Source organism: Rheinheimera sp. D18 (genome assembly GCF_004345025.1).
Taxonomy (GTDB): domain Bacteria; phylum Pseudomonadota; class Gammaproteobacteria; order Enterobacterales; family Alteromonadaceae; genus Alishewanella; species Alishewanella metallidurans.
The window spans coordinates 1,723,506-1,738,488 of record NZ_CP037745.1 but is presented as its reverse complement, the minus strand read 5'-3'; the positions used below and the strand labels follow the sequence as shown (position 1 = coordinate 1,738,488).

The following is a 14,983-nucleotide window of genomic DNA, read 5'->3' as shown; positions in this document are numbered from 1 at the left end:
TTGCGGCCTTTATACTGCTGGTAGGAGCACGCTGTGTCAAGCGCAGGTTCAGCAAGCTTATTTGCGGTTTAAGCGATTATTTATCAAGGTTTCTACTACTGACGGATCAGCCAGTGTTGAAATATCGCCTAATTGGTCATGCTCGTTTGCGGCAATTTTTCGCAAAATACGCCGCATAATTTTACCCGACCGGGTTTTAGGCAAACCGGTTGGCGCCCACTGGATCAAATCTGGCGTGGCAATGGGGGATATTTCTTCACGCACCCAATCGCGTAACGCTTTAGTTAGCTCATCGCTGGGTTCAACACCGACACGCGGCGTTACATAAACATAAATCCCTTGGCCTTTAATATCGTGTGGGTAACCGACTACTGCGGCTTCTGCTACTGCGTCGTGTGCTACCAAACAGCTTTCAATTTCAGCAGTACCTAAGCGGTGGCCAGAAATGTTGAGTACGTCATCCACGCGGCCAGTTAGCCAAAAATAGCCATCAGCATCACGTTTGGCGCCATCACCGGTAAAGTATAAGCCAGGGTAAGTACTAAAATAGGTTTGCTCAAAACGCGCATGGTCGCCAAAAATAGTGCGCATTTGCCCCGGCCAACTGTCTTTAATAACTAGGTTACCTTCACCTTCGCCCGTTACCTCATTACCGTCGTTATCCACAATGCCAGGTTGCACACCAAAAAACGGCCGTGTTGCCGAACCCGGTTTTAATTCAGTACAACCTGGTAGTGGCGCAATAAGTATGCCGCCGGTTTCGGTTTGCCACCAAGTATCAACAATAGGGCAGTTACCCTTACCAAATTTTTGATGATACCAATACCATGCCTCGGGATTGATCGGTTCGCCAACACTACCTAGTGTTTGCAACGACGATAAATTGCAACCTTCTACCGGCGCATCACCATAGGCCATCAGTGCACGAATAGCGGTAGGGGCAGTGTAAAGAATGTTCACGTTGTACTTATCAACAATTTGCGCCATGCGTTTAACGCTAGGGTAGTTAGGCACACCTTCAAATAACACGCTGGTTGCGCCGTTCGATAACGGCCCATACACAATGTAGGTGTGGCCGGTTACCCAGCCAACATCGGCGGCACACCAATACACATCGCCATCGTGGTAATCAAATACATATTGGTGCGTTATCGAGGCATATACCATATAACCGCCAGTGGTATGCAACACGCCCTTAGGGTTACCGGTTGAGCCTGAGGTATATAAAATAAATAACGGATCTTCTGCCGACATGGGTTCGGCTGGGCAATCAGCGCTGTGCTGATTTAATAATTCGTGATACCAAATGTCGCGGCCATCAACACCGGCTTGCATATCAACGTTTTTGCCAACATGTTTTACTACTAATACGTTTTTAACTGGCGAGTCATGGCCTAGGTGCGCCAAGGCCATATCAGTATTATGTTTTAAATTAGTAACGCGGCTGCCGCGTAGTGATTGATCGGCAGTAATAACCAGTTTTGAATTACAGTCAACAATACGGCTACCAAGGGCATCAGGCGAAAAACCGGCAAACACCACTGAATGCACCGCGCCAATACGAGCGCAAGCGAGTAGGGCGACAGTCGCTTCTATAATCATCGGTAAGTATATTGTTACCCGGTCACCTTTATTAATACCTAAGGCTTTCATACCATTGGCTAGCTTACATACCTGCTGATGTAATTGAGCGTAAGTAATTGATTTTTGTGCATCGGGTGAGTCGCCTTCCCAAAAGTAGGCGACTTGATTAGCGCGTTCAGGTAAGTGGCGGTCAAGGCAGTTGTAGCTGGCATTTAACATACCATCGCTAAACCAGTTAATATTTACTTTGCCACTTTTAAAGCTGGTGTTTTTAACTTTAGTAAACGGGGTAAACCAATGCAGACGTTTACCATGTTCCGCCCAGAAGGTATCTGGCGAGCTAATCGACTGCTGATACATTTGCAGATACTGCTCGTTGGTAAGATGTGAGCGTTTCGCTGCACTAGCGGGTACCGGATAAACTGTTGGATGTGACATAACTTCCCCTGTAAGAGCTGTTGTAAGTTTTATACTATCTTTCTATCTAAGCCGCGTGGCAATTGAAATTAGACCTTAGTCTAGCTAACGTTTTACTGCGGCGCTAACTGTGATTTTAATTGGCGGTTTATCACTCATTTGCACCACATTACGCAATTGTTACGCGTTGGCATAGGCTTTATTAAATATCATCGACAACCTTAGCTAACCCTCGGTGCTTAGCTAAGGTTGTGGTTATATGCAAAACACACGGTGTAAATAGGGTAAGAACACGTTAAACTAAAGCGCCAAAAAGTTCATAATAACAACAGTAATATTACCGTTAGATAATTCGGGCATTGGCTGCGCCTATTAAATCGTAATCTTTTTTAAGAATGAGACGTCAAAATGGAATCAATTAGTGTATTTGAAATTATAAAGGTAGGTATAGGTCCGTCGAGTTCACATACCATGGGGCCTTGGAATGCAGCTGAGTTGTTTTTGAATCTCATTCGAAAAAATCGAAATTTGACCGATGTTAAAGAGGTATTTGTCGAGTTTTTCGGTTCACTAGCCAAAACCGGTATTGGCCATGGCACGGATATCGCGGGTATGTTGGGCTTGTCTGGCGAAGATTTTAAAACCATAGATACTACCAAAATAGGCGAAAAAATTGCGGCAATAAAAGCTGCAAAAGCGTTAAAGTTGGGTAATGAAGTGGATGTCCCATTTATTTATGGCCATCACCTTATTTTAAATATGAAGAAAAGTTTAGACTTTCACCCCAACGGTATGATTTTTAAAGCCGTGTTTAATGATGGCACGGAGCTAGAGCAAGATTATTATTCTATCGGTGGCGGTTTTGTTGCCACACAGCAAGAAACCTCAGCGGATGAGGTGTTAACGCGTACCTTATATCCTTGTCACCACGGTAAAGACGTGTTGTTTTATTGCGATAAGTTAGGCGTTTCCTTTTCTGATCTAATTTATATCAACGAAGAAAGCTGGCGCACTCGGGAAGAAACCGAAGCCCATGCGTTAAACATTTGGGAAAACATCAAAGACTGCATTTACAAAGGCGTAAACCAAACCGGTATGTTACCCGGTGGCTTGCGTGTAATGCGTCGTGCTGCGGGCTTAAACCGCAAACTTCTAGGTGAAGACAAGCATTATACTAGCCGTGATGAATGGTATCAGATGGTGATTGATGCTGAAGAAAACTTCGTTAATATTAATAAGTGGATCTCTTGTTTTGCCTTAGCGGTTAATGAAGAGAACGCTAATTTTGGCCGTATTATTACTGCGCCCACTAACGGTGCCAGCGGCATTATTCCGGCAGTACTCATGTATTCACAAGCCTTTACTGATTATATTGGTGATGACAAGGTGATTCGCTTTTTATTAGTAGCTGGCGAAATAGGTACGCTATTTAAGAAAAACGCGACCATCTCTGCGGCTATGGGCGGTTGCCAAGCAGAAACGGGTGTGTCCTCAGCCATGGCCGCTGCAGGCTTAACAGAAATTATGGGTGGCACACCAGCACAAGTATTAATGGCCGCTGAAATAGCGATGGAACATCATTTAGGTTTAACCTGTGATCCAGTTGCGGGCTTGGTGCAAATTCCATGTATTGAGCGTAACTCAATGGGCGCAATTAAGGCAATTACCGCCGCTAACATTGCCATTGAAAGTGATCCGGCTAATGCTCGAGTAACCTTAGATGAAGTTATTCAAACCATGTGGGAAACCGCACAAAGCATGAATGAGCGCTTTAAAGAAACCTCAGAAGGTGGCCTTGCCATCGCGGTAAATATTGCCGAGTGTTAATTTACTAGATAAAGCTATACCCACTTACACCTACCTCATCATAAATAGACAACACACGCTTGAGGGGAATGTTAACGCATTTCTCTCAAGCGTACAGTTGCGTTATTAATTACCGCATCAGGTTATGTGCGACTAAAGGCTAATTGCAGTAATGGTATCGATGAACCACATTTGTGGCGTTAAATTATTATTAAAAGCATATAGATGGAGAGACGGGAAATGAAAAAAATAATAACATTATCTTACCTCAGTGCCTGCATGGCGCTGGCCTCAGCCGGTGTTCAGGCCAATGGTTTTGATATTGGCGGCACAACGGTTAACTTTGGTGGTTTTGTAAAACTAGATGCAATGGTAAGCAGCTCTGACGGTGAAATTGCCGCTCTAGGCCGTGATTTCTATGTACCATCGTTAACACCAATAGGCGGCGATACAGCAACGCGCTTTGATATGCACGCACGTCAGTCGCGCTTTTTCTTCTCTACAGCTACCGAACTTGAGGGTGGCGATAAAATTACTGGGCATCTAGAATTTGACTTTATGACCAGTAATAACGGTAATGACGAACGCACAACCAATGGTTACAGCCCTGTACTACGCCATGCGTTCATTAAATATAACAACTGGACGCTTGGCCAAACTTGGTCAAACTTTATGGACGTTGCCTCGTTACCAGACACGCTAGATTTTGTTGGTAACCCCGATGCCGCAGTGTTTATTCGCCAAGCGCAGGTACGTTATACCCAGGGCAATTTTTCTGTTGCGGTAGAAAACCCAGAGTCGACCATAACGCCATTCGGTGGAGCGGTAGGAGAAGGTGCTGCCCGTACCACCCGATTTACTACAGACGACAATACCACGCCGGACTTTACGGTTAGCTATAACCTAAAAACTGATTGGGGTGTGGTGAAGGTTGCCGGTTTACTGCGTCAAATTGCCATAGATGACGGTGTTTATGACGACCAAATTACCTCTTACGGCTTATCGGTAAGCACTAAAATAGACTTAGCAAGCAAAGACGATATTCGTATTACCGTTAACACTGGTAAAGGTTTGGGCCGCTATGTTGGCTTAAATACCGTTAATGGCGCCGTGCTAGATGCTAACGGCAAGCTAAAATCGATAGATGTTACGGCGTTTTCAGTTGCCTACCGGCATTTATGGAGTGATCAGTGGCGCTCTACGTTCTTGTATTCAACCCTAATGGCAGATAACAATACCGATTTAACGGGTTTAGGTGTAACTAAAACGACGCAAAGCTATAGCGCCAATTTATTGTACCAAGCCAATAAAAAACTGATGGTAGGCGTTGAGTATAAGTTTGCCAACCGCGAAGTTGAATCAGGTTTAGATGGTGATATGAACCGCGTACAATTTAGCGCTAAATACGATTTTTAATAATTTTTACTAAGCCGTATATTTATTAACAGCAACCCTATTATTAAATGCGGTTGCTGTTATACCAGCCAGTACCACATCGTTTATTTCATATTGTTTAAACCCTCAGTTTTAGTTAATGTAGTGCTAACCAATTAGTGGCAGGCTTAAAACACGCTTTCATACCGAACATTCCAGCATAAAGATGAAAGATGCAGTTGATTTACTGAAACATGTTAGTTAGTTTAGCGAAATGTAAATTCGTGATAGAAGGGACGTGTGGCAGAATGAAAGCGTGGGTTTTCCATCATATTAAGCTGTTAGAAAATCTTTCAATCAATTAAGGAGTAACAAGTGAGTAATGCCTTATCAATGCCAGGTAGCGGCTCTAAATATAAAATTGAAGATGAATCACCGGCAACGTTTCTATCGGGGCTGTGGCATGGTCTATTAATGCCTCTATTTTTTTTAATAATTTTATTCAATCCAAACGTCAGCATATATGAAACGAACAATAACCATAGCTGGTACCACTTTGGGCTACTAATGGGTGTTTGGGCATTTGCTGGTAACACCATTCATCTATCAATCGGAAGCACAGTTTTCTAATAAGTAAAGGCACGGCGACGCGTACCGCGCGCTTGCTTTGGGCGTTATAGCTGTAATATCGTTTTAATCAATGCTACAAGTGATAGGTAAACATAACAAGTTGTATCAAAACGCCCCTTTGGGGCTGGGAGGTCTTTCCATCGCTGCGCTCCAAATCAGCCGCAAAGCGCGGTGTTAGGCGTAGCTGCCAACATACAGCTATTTTAATTTTAATCTCAAATTTAATAAAACAAGGAAATAACATGAAAAAACTAATTATTGCATCAGCCATTACTTCTATACTTTTAACAAGTGGCTGTGATGAGTAATTGTGTTGTTAGGCACGTTGTGGATGGAGGTGATTTTAATATTGAGCCAAATGGCATTGGCATGTTTGCAATTGAAAAAGAGCTCGGTGTTTCATTTCCCAATGGCAGCGTTAACGTAGTTGAATTAAAGCATACCTTTCGAATAGCTATACCAAATGTTAGTGAGCTTTTTTTGCGAAGTACAGATGAATTACAAAAAGCAATCGAAAAAGATAATTTATGTATTGTAGATGGTTCAAAATTTTAATAAATATCTAGCTGATTAATATAATTACGCCTAATAAGCGCTTTAAACGGAACGTCAACAGTTGGCGATTGTTCGTTCCTCACAATCTTAACCAACTATTTCCGCCCGCTTAAGCGGGCTTAGCATAAGGAAATTAGATGTATCAGGGTAGCTGTCTATGCGGTGCGGTAGCAATAGCGGTAAATGGTGGTATTGATTCAATTATTCACTGTCATTGCTCAACGTGTAGAAAAAGTAGCGGCACGGCATACGCAACAAATGGTTTTGTAGTTAAAGCGGGTTTCCGAATTAAAACAGGCGAAGAGCAAATTGGTTATTATGAAACTGCTCCTGGCAAAAAACGGCATTTTTGTAAAGTTTGTGCATCGCCAATTTTTAGCAGTAACGATGCATCACCAGAGCTAATACGCTTACGGCTAGGCATTTTAGATACCGATATTGTGGAGAGGCCAATGTCGCACAATTTTGTATCATCCCGAGCAAACTGGGATGAGCTGGACGCAGTAATGCCTAGGTACGATGGTCATGAACCAAGCCGTGCAGTAAAGAAGTGAAAACAAAGAGTGCTAACAAACAAATCTTATCGCCAGCCAACGAGGACATTCTATGTGGAACAAATTGATGCTAGCAGGTATGGTAACCATAATGCTAAGTGGTTGTGATAACAATGAAGTAGGGGATGTCTCTCTTGGCTTATTTACCACCAAAGACATTAAAATAGAGGTACTAGCCGACCCTTTAGTGCCGGGTGTAACCTGTCATATGTCGAACATCGTTGCCGATTTAAACTTGGCTGACCCTTCTGACATGTCGATAAGTTGCCGGCAAACTGGACAAATTACGGCGGCCATGATTGACGCCATTGATAAGTCAAAAAGCGGTGATGTTGTTTTTAAAAAATCAAAAAGCATTTTCTTTAAAAGTCTAAAAATTCGACGTATATATGATGAGACAAGTCAGTCATTAGTGTATCTAGCGTACAGTACTAAAGAAACCAGTGGCAGCTATAAACATGCTATGTCTACCGTGCCATTGTGGGGCACCGAGGCGTATCAAGCGCCGATAAAGCCTTAAACTTAAACAATTCTAGCTACGAAAAAGACCACTATTAAAGCCACGTAAAGCGCAGAGTGTATGCGGCTTTCGTGGCTTTAAGAGGTTAAGCTACGGCAGGTGGTGACGCTATGGCGTCTTTAATCAACTCACCGACTCTTTCTTGCGTTTTGTTTAACGCTTCTGCTAGCTCTTCACAAAGAAACTCTAAGCCTAGGCTTAAATGCTTAAGATCCGTTGCACTTAATGTGCTGTGCTCTTTCATTAGGCTTAAACCTTTTACAACTTCGGCATAGCGGTAGGGATCACCTATAGCGATAGCTGCTTGGTTAGCGGTAGCGCGAACTTTCCATTGCTCGCTTACTTTGCCTTTCCAGCTTTGCAAATGGCTAATAATTTTTCTGGCTTCTGTGGCACTGATAATATTACGAATAGTGCTTGGGATATTGTTAGCTGGTACCTGCCACGTTAGGCCATTGCGTGCGAAATAGAGTTGGATAAACGTGGTTTTTTTCTCTCCGACAAAGCTTTTGTTACTAATCAATTTTACAATACCGATACCATAACCGGGATGATAGATACGATCGCCTTGATTAATAGTGATAATGTTCTCCTTAATCTTAGAATAAACCCCAAATAAAAAATATTTTACAATCAATATGTTACGCTATTTTTGTATTTAAATCAAGGTTAGGCAGTTAACGGGTAAGTAACCGGCGGGAAAAATTAACTATCTTGAAATGCCGTCTGGTCAGAACCAAAGGTATAATGGGTAAATCGCAATGATAAATAGGGTAACGAGACATGATTAGTACCAAAATATATAAGTCGGTTTATCAGTTAGCTGAAAAGCTAATGGATGCTGATAGTAAAGGCAATATGCAAGCCTTTGCTGCCTTGTATGCAGAGTTAAAAGCAATTTGTATAACAAATGAAAATACCGACAAAGACCATCCAGAGCAATGGGAAACATTGGCGGACTTTACTGCTGAGATGGATGAAGCTTTAGCCGGTTACGAAAAAGCCTTAGTTAAAGCTACTGCGATAAACTCCAAAGATCATATGGCATCAATTGCATTTTCTATGGCAGTGTTGCAAATTGAATTAGGCCAGACTGATGCCGCGATAAAAAACCTGCAAAACGCTAAAGCTCATGCCAATAAAAGTGAAGATAAAGAGTTTAAACTAGAGATAGATGAGCTACTAGCAACACTATTGGCAACCGAGTAAGCAACAAGCCTGCATGACATGCTGGCGAACGAAAAGGGTGAACGCTAATGTACAAAAATAGAGATACCATTGCACGGCTGCGCGATAATATTCCGTCATTTGCCTGTGTAAAAGGTTGTCACGATTGTTGTGGCCCAGTCACTACGTCGTCAGAAGAGATATCGCGTTTGCCGGTAAAAACTGATGCTGAGTATAAAGCGGCATTAGAACACTTTAACTGTGTGCATTTGGGGCCTAATGGTTGCACTGTTTATGATGAGCGGCCGTTAATTTGTCGGTTATTTGGTACTACACCGCGCATGCCTTGCCCACAAGGGCGCCGTCCAGAGCAAATGATTGATATTAAGGTTGAAACTGAAGTTCATCACTTTATTGCCAATACCCGCCAAGTATTGGTATAGCTTTTATCTAGATGCTTAAAAAGCGGTAGTGCTGTTAAATAAGCCAACAAAAAAGCCAGACAATGTCTGGCTTTTTTATTAACTAAAGCGGATTACTCATCCGCTTTAGGTTTGGTCATTGGTGCGGATACGGCTTGACGAGCAAACGCTGAACCCGCAGGGCGTGACGAGCTGGCAACAACAGGGCGCTCAGCTGCTAGCATAGCAACCGGTGCTGCTTCTGCCGCCGCGGTACTTGCTGCTGTTTCAGGTTTAGTCATGGTAGCAACAACCATTTGCGCATAACGGCTACCCGCTGGTTTAGCTTTAGCTGGGGCAGGTGCTGCCGCTTTGGCTTCAACTGGCAACTCTGTTTTTGCTTCGGCTTTAACTTCAGCTGTAACAGCTGGGGTTTCTACCGGCGCAGTTACTTCAGCAATTACTGGCGCTGCTTCGGTTGCTACCTTAGCTACTTTAGCTGGTTTAGCTTCAACTGTGGCTTCTGTTGGAACGCTGGTGCTAGTTTCTAGCACAGTATCCGCTGCAGTATCGGTGGCCACTGTATCAGCTTTTTTCACTGCTGGTTTACGACGACTACGCGTTTTTGGCTTTTCTTCAGCGCCATTTTCAGTATCTACTGGCTCAGTTACGATAGTCGCTTTAGCTTCACTAACTAAAGCTTCACTAACCAATGTTTCATTGGCTAAAGTTTCGTTAGTAGAAGTGGCAGTAACTGGCACGTCGGCTATGACTTTGGTTTCAGTAGCGGCATCTGCAGTATCAGTAGCGGCTTCGCTTTGCTCTTGATCTTTCTTACGCTTTTGCCCAGCGGCACGTAAATGGCGTGGTGAACGACGATTACGGCTGCGTGACTCCGCAGGATCCTGCTCAGTAGTATTATCGGTGTTGCTTTCAGTGACTCCGCTTTGGGCTGTTGCATCAACTACGGGCATTGCTTCAGTTACTGGTGTAGTAACTGTGTTTGCCGTGGTGTCGATAACCGGTGTAATAACGGCAGTAACCTCAGCCTCTGCTGCTACTGCGGTAGCAACTGGGGCTGCAGCAGTACTAATTGCAGCAACAGGCTTGTCCATACGCACTGACTTGCGCACATTGCGACGTTGACGGCGCTCAGCTACACGTTGCGGTGCGCTATCGTCGTCTTGTTCTTTTACGACAGCGGGTTTTTCAACTGGCTTTTTAATGTCCTGTTGTGGCCGCGGTGCGCGAGGCTCTTGCTGTGGCCGTGGCTGACGTTCAGTTTTAACTGGCTGCGCATCATCTTTAGTTACAGCCGTTGTTACTGTACGCTCTTCGTTTTCGTTACGACGGCGTGGCTTATTACGACGGTTACGGTTGTTATCGCGATTGCTGTCGTTATTGCTTGAACGAGAGCCATTGCGCTCTGTTGGTTTTGTCGTTGCTGCTTTAACTTCAGCTTTAGTTTCTGTTGGTGCAAATAGCTTACCAAACCAGTTGCTTACTGCAGCAAATAGACTTGGTGTTGGCTCTGCAACAGGTGCAGCTTTAGGTGCAGGACGCTGAGCATTAGCATCGGCGATATTAATAGCAGAGATAGCCGGCTTTTCTTTTACGGCATCTGAACTTGGTTGGTATAAGGTGCTTGATAACTCAGGCGCTTTAACCATGTTGTAGCTTACGTCGTCTATCTCTTCATCAATGCGGATGCGGATAACTTCGTGGTTAGGTGTTTCCATGTGCTCGTTTGGTATAACAAACACGCGAATGCCTTGGCGTGTTTCAATGCGGCGAATAGCATCACGCTTTTCGTTCATTAAATAGGTTGCTACAGATACTGGCACTTGGGCGTGGATCTGGCTGGTATTATCTTTAATCGATTCTTCTTCGATTAAACGTAAAATAGATAAGGCTGACGATTCGATACTACGAATAGTACCGCGGCCATGACAGCGTGGACATACATGCGTGGCTGACTCACCTAAAGAAGGGCGCAAACGTTGGCGTGACATTTCTAACAAACCAAAACGTGAAATGCGGCCAATTTGTACGCGGGCACGGTCATGTTTAACGGCGTCTTTTAAACGGTTTTCTACTTCACGCTGATGCCGTACTGGCGTCATATCAATAAAGTCGATTACGATTAAGCCACCCAAGTCACGTAAACGTAATTGGCGGGCAATTTCGTCAGACGCTTCTAGGTTGGTATTAAATGCCGTTTCTTCAATGTCGCCACCTTTAGTCGCTTTTGACGAGTTAATGTCGATAGCGGTTAAGGCCTCAGTGCTGTCGATAACGATAGAGCCACCAGAGGGTAGGCGCACTTCACGACGAAATGCCGACTCAATTTGCGTTTCAATTTGAAAATGCATAAATAGTGGCACTTCACCCTGATATAACTTAACGCGATGCGCGAAGTCTGGGCGAAATTGCTGAATATATACTTTGGCTTCTTCAAAAATACGTGGGTTATCGATAAGAATTTCACCGACATCGCGGCGTAAGTAATCGCGGATAGCGCGAAATACTACGTTACTTTCTTGGTGAATTAAAAACGGTGACGGGCGTTTTTCGGCTTCAGCAGTAATAGCTGACCAATGTTTTAATAACGCTTTTAAGTCGTAGTCTAGTTCTTCGTATGACTTGCCAACACCTGCAGTACGAACAATTAAACCCATGCCATCGGGCATTTCTAATTGGCCTAACGAGTCTTTTAACTCTTGGCGTTCGTCGCCTTCGATACGGCGTGAAATACCACCGGCACGAGGGTTGTTAGGCATTAAAACTAAATAGGAACCGGCAAGACTAATAAAGGTAGTTAACGCTGCACCTTTTTGGCCGCGCTCTTCTTTATCAATTTGAATAATAACTTCTTGGCCTTCTTTTACTACTTCTTTGATGTTTGGACGACCATCGAAGCTGTAACCAGAAGGGAAGTATTCGCGTGAGATTTCTTTTAGCGGTAAAAAGCCATGTCGGTCTGAACCATAATCAACAAACGCCGCTTCTAGGCTTGGTTCAACGCGGGTAATTTTACCTTTGTAAATGTTGGCTTTTTTTTGTTCGTGACCTGGGCTTTCAATATCTAAATCATATAACTTCTGGCCATCGACCAGCGCAACGCGAATTTCTTCTTCTTGCGTTGCATTTATTAACATTCTTTTCATGTGTAGTGACTCGCATTTTTGCAGCCACAACGCAGCCCAATGGGCACCTGCGTGTTCAGACGTTATCAAACACTAATTGGTGCAGTCTCACGACTGGAATGTCTGAAGAAACCAAATTGTCACTATGCTAGCTAAATGTAGCTTCTGCACAGCGTATGCTGTTTTCGTTTTTGAATCTGAAACACACCGCTTTGCAGCGCTGCGTTATAGCAATATCTTTTATTGCTCTGGTTAACCGGAATTCATGTTTTGCCGTTGTTGATAATAGATTACGCAACATTATCTCAGGCAAATGGCGTTTGGTTTACGTTGGGGGTATAAAAAACGTTGGTTTTCACCACGAATTCGGTATGATCACTTCCCCAAGCGCTGCCGCACAAATTCTCTTACGTTACTTTGAGCGCCCTAATTGCCAGTTTTGGCATAATTAGCAACGGGATTATCCCACTAATAAGCAGCCGATAGCAACTGAAATCTTATATTAGCAGAGTATTCGAAACCCATGACTGATGAAATCAAGTTACCTGTGCAAATAGTTGAAATAGAACCTGATTTTATTGGTCAGCGTATAGACAATTTTCTGTTAGCACGGCTCAAAGGCGTGCCCAAAAGTGTTATTTATCGGGTTTTGCGAAAAGGAGAGGTGCGAGTAAACAAAAAACGCATTAAACCTGAGTATAAATTACAACAAGATGATGTGGTACGTATTCCGCCATTAACCGTGGCACCTGAGGGTGAGCCGATATCGATAAAGTTGTCGATGGTGAAAAATTTAGAGCAACATATTTTATTTGAAGATAACGATTTAATTGTGCTGAATAAGCCATCAGGCATGGCAGTGCATGGCGGTAGCGGTTTGCAATTTGGTGTAATAGAAGCCTTACGTGCGCTTAGGCCGTTGGCAAAACATTTAGAGTTGGTACATCGCTTAGATCGCGATACGTCAGGTTGCTTGTTAATTGCCAAAAAGCGCTCAGTACTTACGCATTTGCATGAACAATTGCGTAATAAAACTGTAGAAAAAAAATATTGGGCCTTAGTTGCTGGCGATTGGGACAACCGCGTACGCAAGGTTACTGAGCGATTAAAGAAAAATACCCTGCAATCTGGCGAGCGAGTAGTGCGAGTTGATGAAGCTGAGGGAAAGGAGTCAGAGACTCGGTTTCGTATTTTGCAGCGCTATCAAGAAGGCACCTTAGTTGAGGCATTTCCGGTAACTGGCCGCACGCACCAAATTCGTGTGCACACGGCATGTAAAGGCCACCCAATAGCTTGTGATGATAAATACGGCGATAACACCTTTACCGCACAAATGCAGAAAATAGGCTTAAATCGGCTATTTTTACATGCTAAAAGTTTGAGCTTTATTCACCCTAATACCGAAACAACAATGCGGATAGAAGCACCTTTGGACCCTAGCTTAGAACAAGCACTGACAAGATTAACGAGAAAGTAATTTAATGAGAGTGTAATGCAAAATGTAACGGATAAGGTATCGCTGGTGGTATTTGATTGGGATGGCACGGTAATGGACTCGGTTGGTCGCATTGTCTCATCAATGCGCACGGCGGCCGAGAAAACCGAGTTAATTGTTCCTAGCGAGTTTGCGGTAAAGCAAATTATTGGTTTAAGCCTAGACCCAGCATTTGATGTGTTGTTTCCAGGTGTTAGCGACAAGCAACGCCAACAGCTGTTTGATCATTATCGCGATCAGTATCTTACTCACGATACCACACCAACACCGTTATTTGCTGGTGTTGAGCAGGTGCTTAAACAGCTAAAAGAACAAAATGTATTATTAGCCGTTGCCACCGGTAAAGCGCGTAAAGGCCTTAACCGTATGTTTGCCGATACTGGACTAGAACAATACTTTGATACCAGCCGCTGCGCCGATGAAGCACAGTCGAAACCACACCCTGATATGTTACAGCAAATTTTGCAGCAACTAGGTGTTAAGGCTGGGCATGCGGTAATGGTGGGCGATACCAGTCACGATATGAAGATGGCACAAGCGATAAATATGCCGCGCGTTGGCGTAACGCACGGCGTGCATGATCGCGAGGTATTAAGCCAATTTGCGCCTAAAGCCATTATTGATTCAATACCACAACTGTTGCAGGTGCTTTAACCTAATAGCAGGTTTACACCTTCGTTAAGTAGCAGTTGGTTAAGGCGAATTAACGGCAAACCGACAAGGCTATTGGGGTCATCGCCGCTGAGCTTACTAAATAAGCTAATACCTAAGCCTTCACTTTTAAAACTACCGGCACAATCTAACGGTTGTTCTTTTTCAATATAAGCGGTTATTTCAGCTGCTGATAGTTGACGAAAATGTACCGTGAAGGGGTCGGTAATAACTTGGATATGTCGGGTTTGGGCATTAACTAGCGCCAACCCCGTTAAAAATGTGACACTTTGGCCACTAAAGTCGCTTAATTGCTGATAAGCGTTGGCTGAGGTGTGTGGTTTTCCGATAATGTGGTTATTAAATAGCGCAACCTGATCTGAACCTATTACCAAACCCTCGCTTAAGTTACCGGCGACGGCTTGCGCCTTAGCGATAGCTAATCGGCTAACAAGTTCAGTTGCTGTTTCGTTAGGTAAAGGTGTTTCATCAACCTCTGGTTTTATCATGGTAAAGCGCGGTGTTAATTTGGCTAATAGCTGCTGACGATACACCGAGGTAGATGCTAAGTATAAGCTTGGGATAGTGCGCTGTGGCATTGAGGAAACAGCCTTTATATTCAGAATATGCGGTACTATAAACAGAATGGAAAAAATGCGCGATAAAAACGATAAAAATCTGTC

Annotated in this window: 14 protein-coding genes; 10 read left to right on the top strand and 4 right to left on the bottom strand. The window is 43.7% G+C overall.

Annotated features, from left to right (window positions below; all coding sequences use genetic code 11):
- Positions 1-57 precede the first annotated feature (57 nt).
- The gene (gene acs, locus E0Z06_RS08230; RefSeq protein ID WP_132583617.1) at positions 58-2,022 is read right to left on the bottom strand and encodes an acetate--CoA ligase; all 1,965 of its coding nucleotides are present in this window, start codon (positions 2,020-2,022) and stop codon (positions 58-60) included.
- 387 nt (positions 2,023-2,409) lie between these two features.
- Here acs and E0Z06_RS08225 point away from each other — a divergent pair, with 387 nt between their 5' ends.
- The 6 genes from E0Z06_RS08225 to E0Z06_RS08200 all read left to right on the top strand — a co-directional run bounded on the left by E0Z06_RS08225 (position 2,410) and on the right by E0Z06_RS08200 (position 7,440).
- The gene (locus E0Z06_RS08225; RefSeq protein WP_132583615.1) at positions 2,410-3,828 is read left to right on the top strand and encodes an L-serine ammonia-lyase; all 1,419 of its coding nucleotides are present in this window, start codon (positions 2,410-2,412) and stop codon (positions 3,826-3,828) included.
- 219 nt (positions 3,829-4,047) lie between these two features.
- Positions 4,048-5,223 (top strand): DcaP family trimeric outer membrane transporter, encoded by a 1,176-nt coding sequence (locus E0Z06_RS08220; RefSeq protein ID WP_132583613.1) that lies wholly within the window; start codon positions 4,048-4,050, stop codon positions 5,221-5,223.
- Between the two features lie 333 nt (positions 5,224-5,556).
- A complete protein-coding gene (locus E0Z06_RS08215; protein WP_132583611.1) occupies positions 5,557-5,811 on the top strand; it encodes a hypothetical protein in 255 nt (84 codons plus the stop codon).
- A gap of 327 nt (positions 5,812-6,138) precedes the next feature.
- Entirely contained in the window at positions 6,139-6,366 is a 228-nt protein-coding gene (locus tag E0Z06_RS08210; protein ID WP_207903051.1) for a hypothetical protein, read from the top strand.
- Between the two features lie 137 nt (positions 6,367-6,503).
- Entirely contained in the window at positions 6,504-6,920 is a 417-nt protein-coding gene (locus tag E0Z06_RS08205) for a GFA family protein (RefSeq protein ID WP_132583607.1), read from the top strand.
- 52 nt (positions 6,921-6,972) lie between these two features.
- Positions 6,973-7,440: a CreA family protein gene (locus tag E0Z06_RS08200; protein ID WP_132583605.1), complete on the top strand. Its 468-nt coding sequence runs from the start codon at positions 6,973-6,975 to the stop codon at positions 7,438-7,440.
- Positions 7,441-7,525: 85 nt separating this feature from the next.
- Here the strand turns inward: E0Z06_RS08200 and E0Z06_RS08195 are convergent, their stop codons facing one another.
- Positions 7,526-8,077: a CarD family transcriptional regulator gene (locus tag E0Z06_RS08195; protein WP_165907385.1), complete on the bottom strand. Its 552-nt coding sequence runs from the start codon at positions 8,075-8,077 to the stop codon at positions 7,526-7,528.
- A gap of 146 nt (positions 8,078-8,223) precedes the next feature.
- On the opposite strand from E0Z06_RS08195, the gene E0Z06_RS08190 reads away from it, so the two are divergent.
- Complete coding sequence (locus E0Z06_RS08190; RefSeq protein WP_132583601.1) at positions 8,224-8,649, top strand: tetratricopeptide repeat protein; 426 nt, start codon at positions 8,224-8,226, stop codon at positions 8,647-8,649.
- A 47-nt stretch (positions 8,650-8,696) separates the two neighbouring features.
- Positions 8,697-9,050 carry a YkgJ family cysteine cluster protein gene (locus E0Z06_RS08185; RefSeq protein WP_132583599.1) on the top strand — a complete coding sequence of 118 codons (354 nt, stop codon included), beginning with the start codon at positions 8,697-8,699 and terminating at the stop codon, positions 9,048-9,050.
- A 92-nt stretch (positions 9,051-9,142) separates the two neighbouring features.
- Here E0Z06_RS08185 and rne read toward each other — a convergent pair whose 3' ends face one another.
- Positions 9,143-12,175: a ribonuclease E gene (rne, locus tag E0Z06_RS08180; protein WP_243695475.1), complete on the bottom strand. Its 3,033-nt coding sequence runs from the start codon at positions 12,173-12,175 to the stop codon at positions 9,143-9,145.
- 502 nt (positions 12,176-12,677) lie between these two features.
- Here rne and rluC point away from each other — a divergent pair.
- Complete coding sequence (rluC, locus tag E0Z06_RS08175) at positions 12,678-13,631, top strand: 23S rRNA pseudouridine(955/2504/2580) synthase RluC (RefSeq protein ID WP_132583597.1); 954 nt, start codon at positions 12,678-12,680, stop codon at positions 13,629-13,631.
- 15 nt (positions 13,632-13,646) lie between these two features.
- Entirely contained in the window at positions 13,647-14,303 is a 657-nt protein-coding gene (locus E0Z06_RS08170) for an HAD-IA family hydrolase (RefSeq protein ID WP_132583595.1), read from the top strand.
- Here E0Z06_RS08170 and E0Z06_RS08165 read toward each other — a convergent pair.
- Positions 14,300-14,899 (bottom strand): Maf family protein, encoded by a 600-nt coding sequence (locus tag E0Z06_RS08165; protein ID WP_132583593.1) that lies wholly within the window; start codon positions 14,897-14,899, stop codon positions 14,300-14,302. The two genes, E0Z06_RS08170 and E0Z06_RS08165, sit on opposite strands and share 4 nt — an antisense overlap.
- Positions 14,900-14,983 lie beyond the last annotated feature (84 nt).

Excerpts from the sequence above, each read along its gene's own strand:
- acs (WP_132583617.1), bottom strand. The coding sequence starts at position 2,022 with ATGTCACATCCAACAGTTTATCCGGTACCCGCTAGTGCAGCGAAACGC.
- E0Z06_RS08225 (WP_132583615.1), top strand. The coding sequence starts at position 2,410 with ATGGAATCAATTAGTGTATTTGAAATTATAAAGGTAGGTATAGGTCCG.
- E0Z06_RS08220 (WP_132583613.1), top strand. The coding sequence starts at position 4,048 with ATGAAAAAAATAATAACATTATCTTACCTCAGTGCCTGCATGGCGCTG.
- E0Z06_RS08205 (WP_132583607.1), top strand. The coding sequence starts at position 6,504 with ATGTATCAGGGTAGCTGTCTATGCGGTGCGGTAGCAATAGCGGTAAAT.
- E0Z06_RS08200 (WP_132583605.1), top strand. The coding sequence starts at position 6,973 with ATGTGGAACAAATTGATGCTAGCAGGTATGGTAACCATAATGCTAAGT.
- E0Z06_RS08190 (WP_132583601.1), top strand. The coding sequence starts at position 8,224 with ATGATTAGTACCAAAATATATAAGTCGGTTTATCAGTTAGCTGAAAAG.
- E0Z06_RS08185 (WP_132583599.1), top strand. The coding sequence starts at position 8,697 with ATGTACAAAAATAGAGATACCATTGCACGGCTGCGCGATAATATTCCG.
- rne (WP_243695475.1), bottom strand. The coding sequence starts at position 12,175 with ATGAAAAGAATGTTAATAAATGCAACGCAAGAAGAAGAAATTCGCGTT.
- rluC (WP_132583597.1), top strand. The coding sequence starts at position 12,678 with ATGACTGATGAAATCAAGTTACCTGTGCAAATAGTTGAAATAGAACCT.
- E0Z06_RS08170 (WP_132583595.1), top strand. The coding sequence starts at position 13,647 with ATGCAAAATGTAACGGATAAGGTATCGCTGGTGGTATTTGATTGGGAT.
- E0Z06_RS08165 (WP_132583593.1), bottom strand. The coding sequence starts at position 14,899 with ATGCCACAGCGCACTATCCCAAGCTTATACTTAGCATCTACCTCGGTG.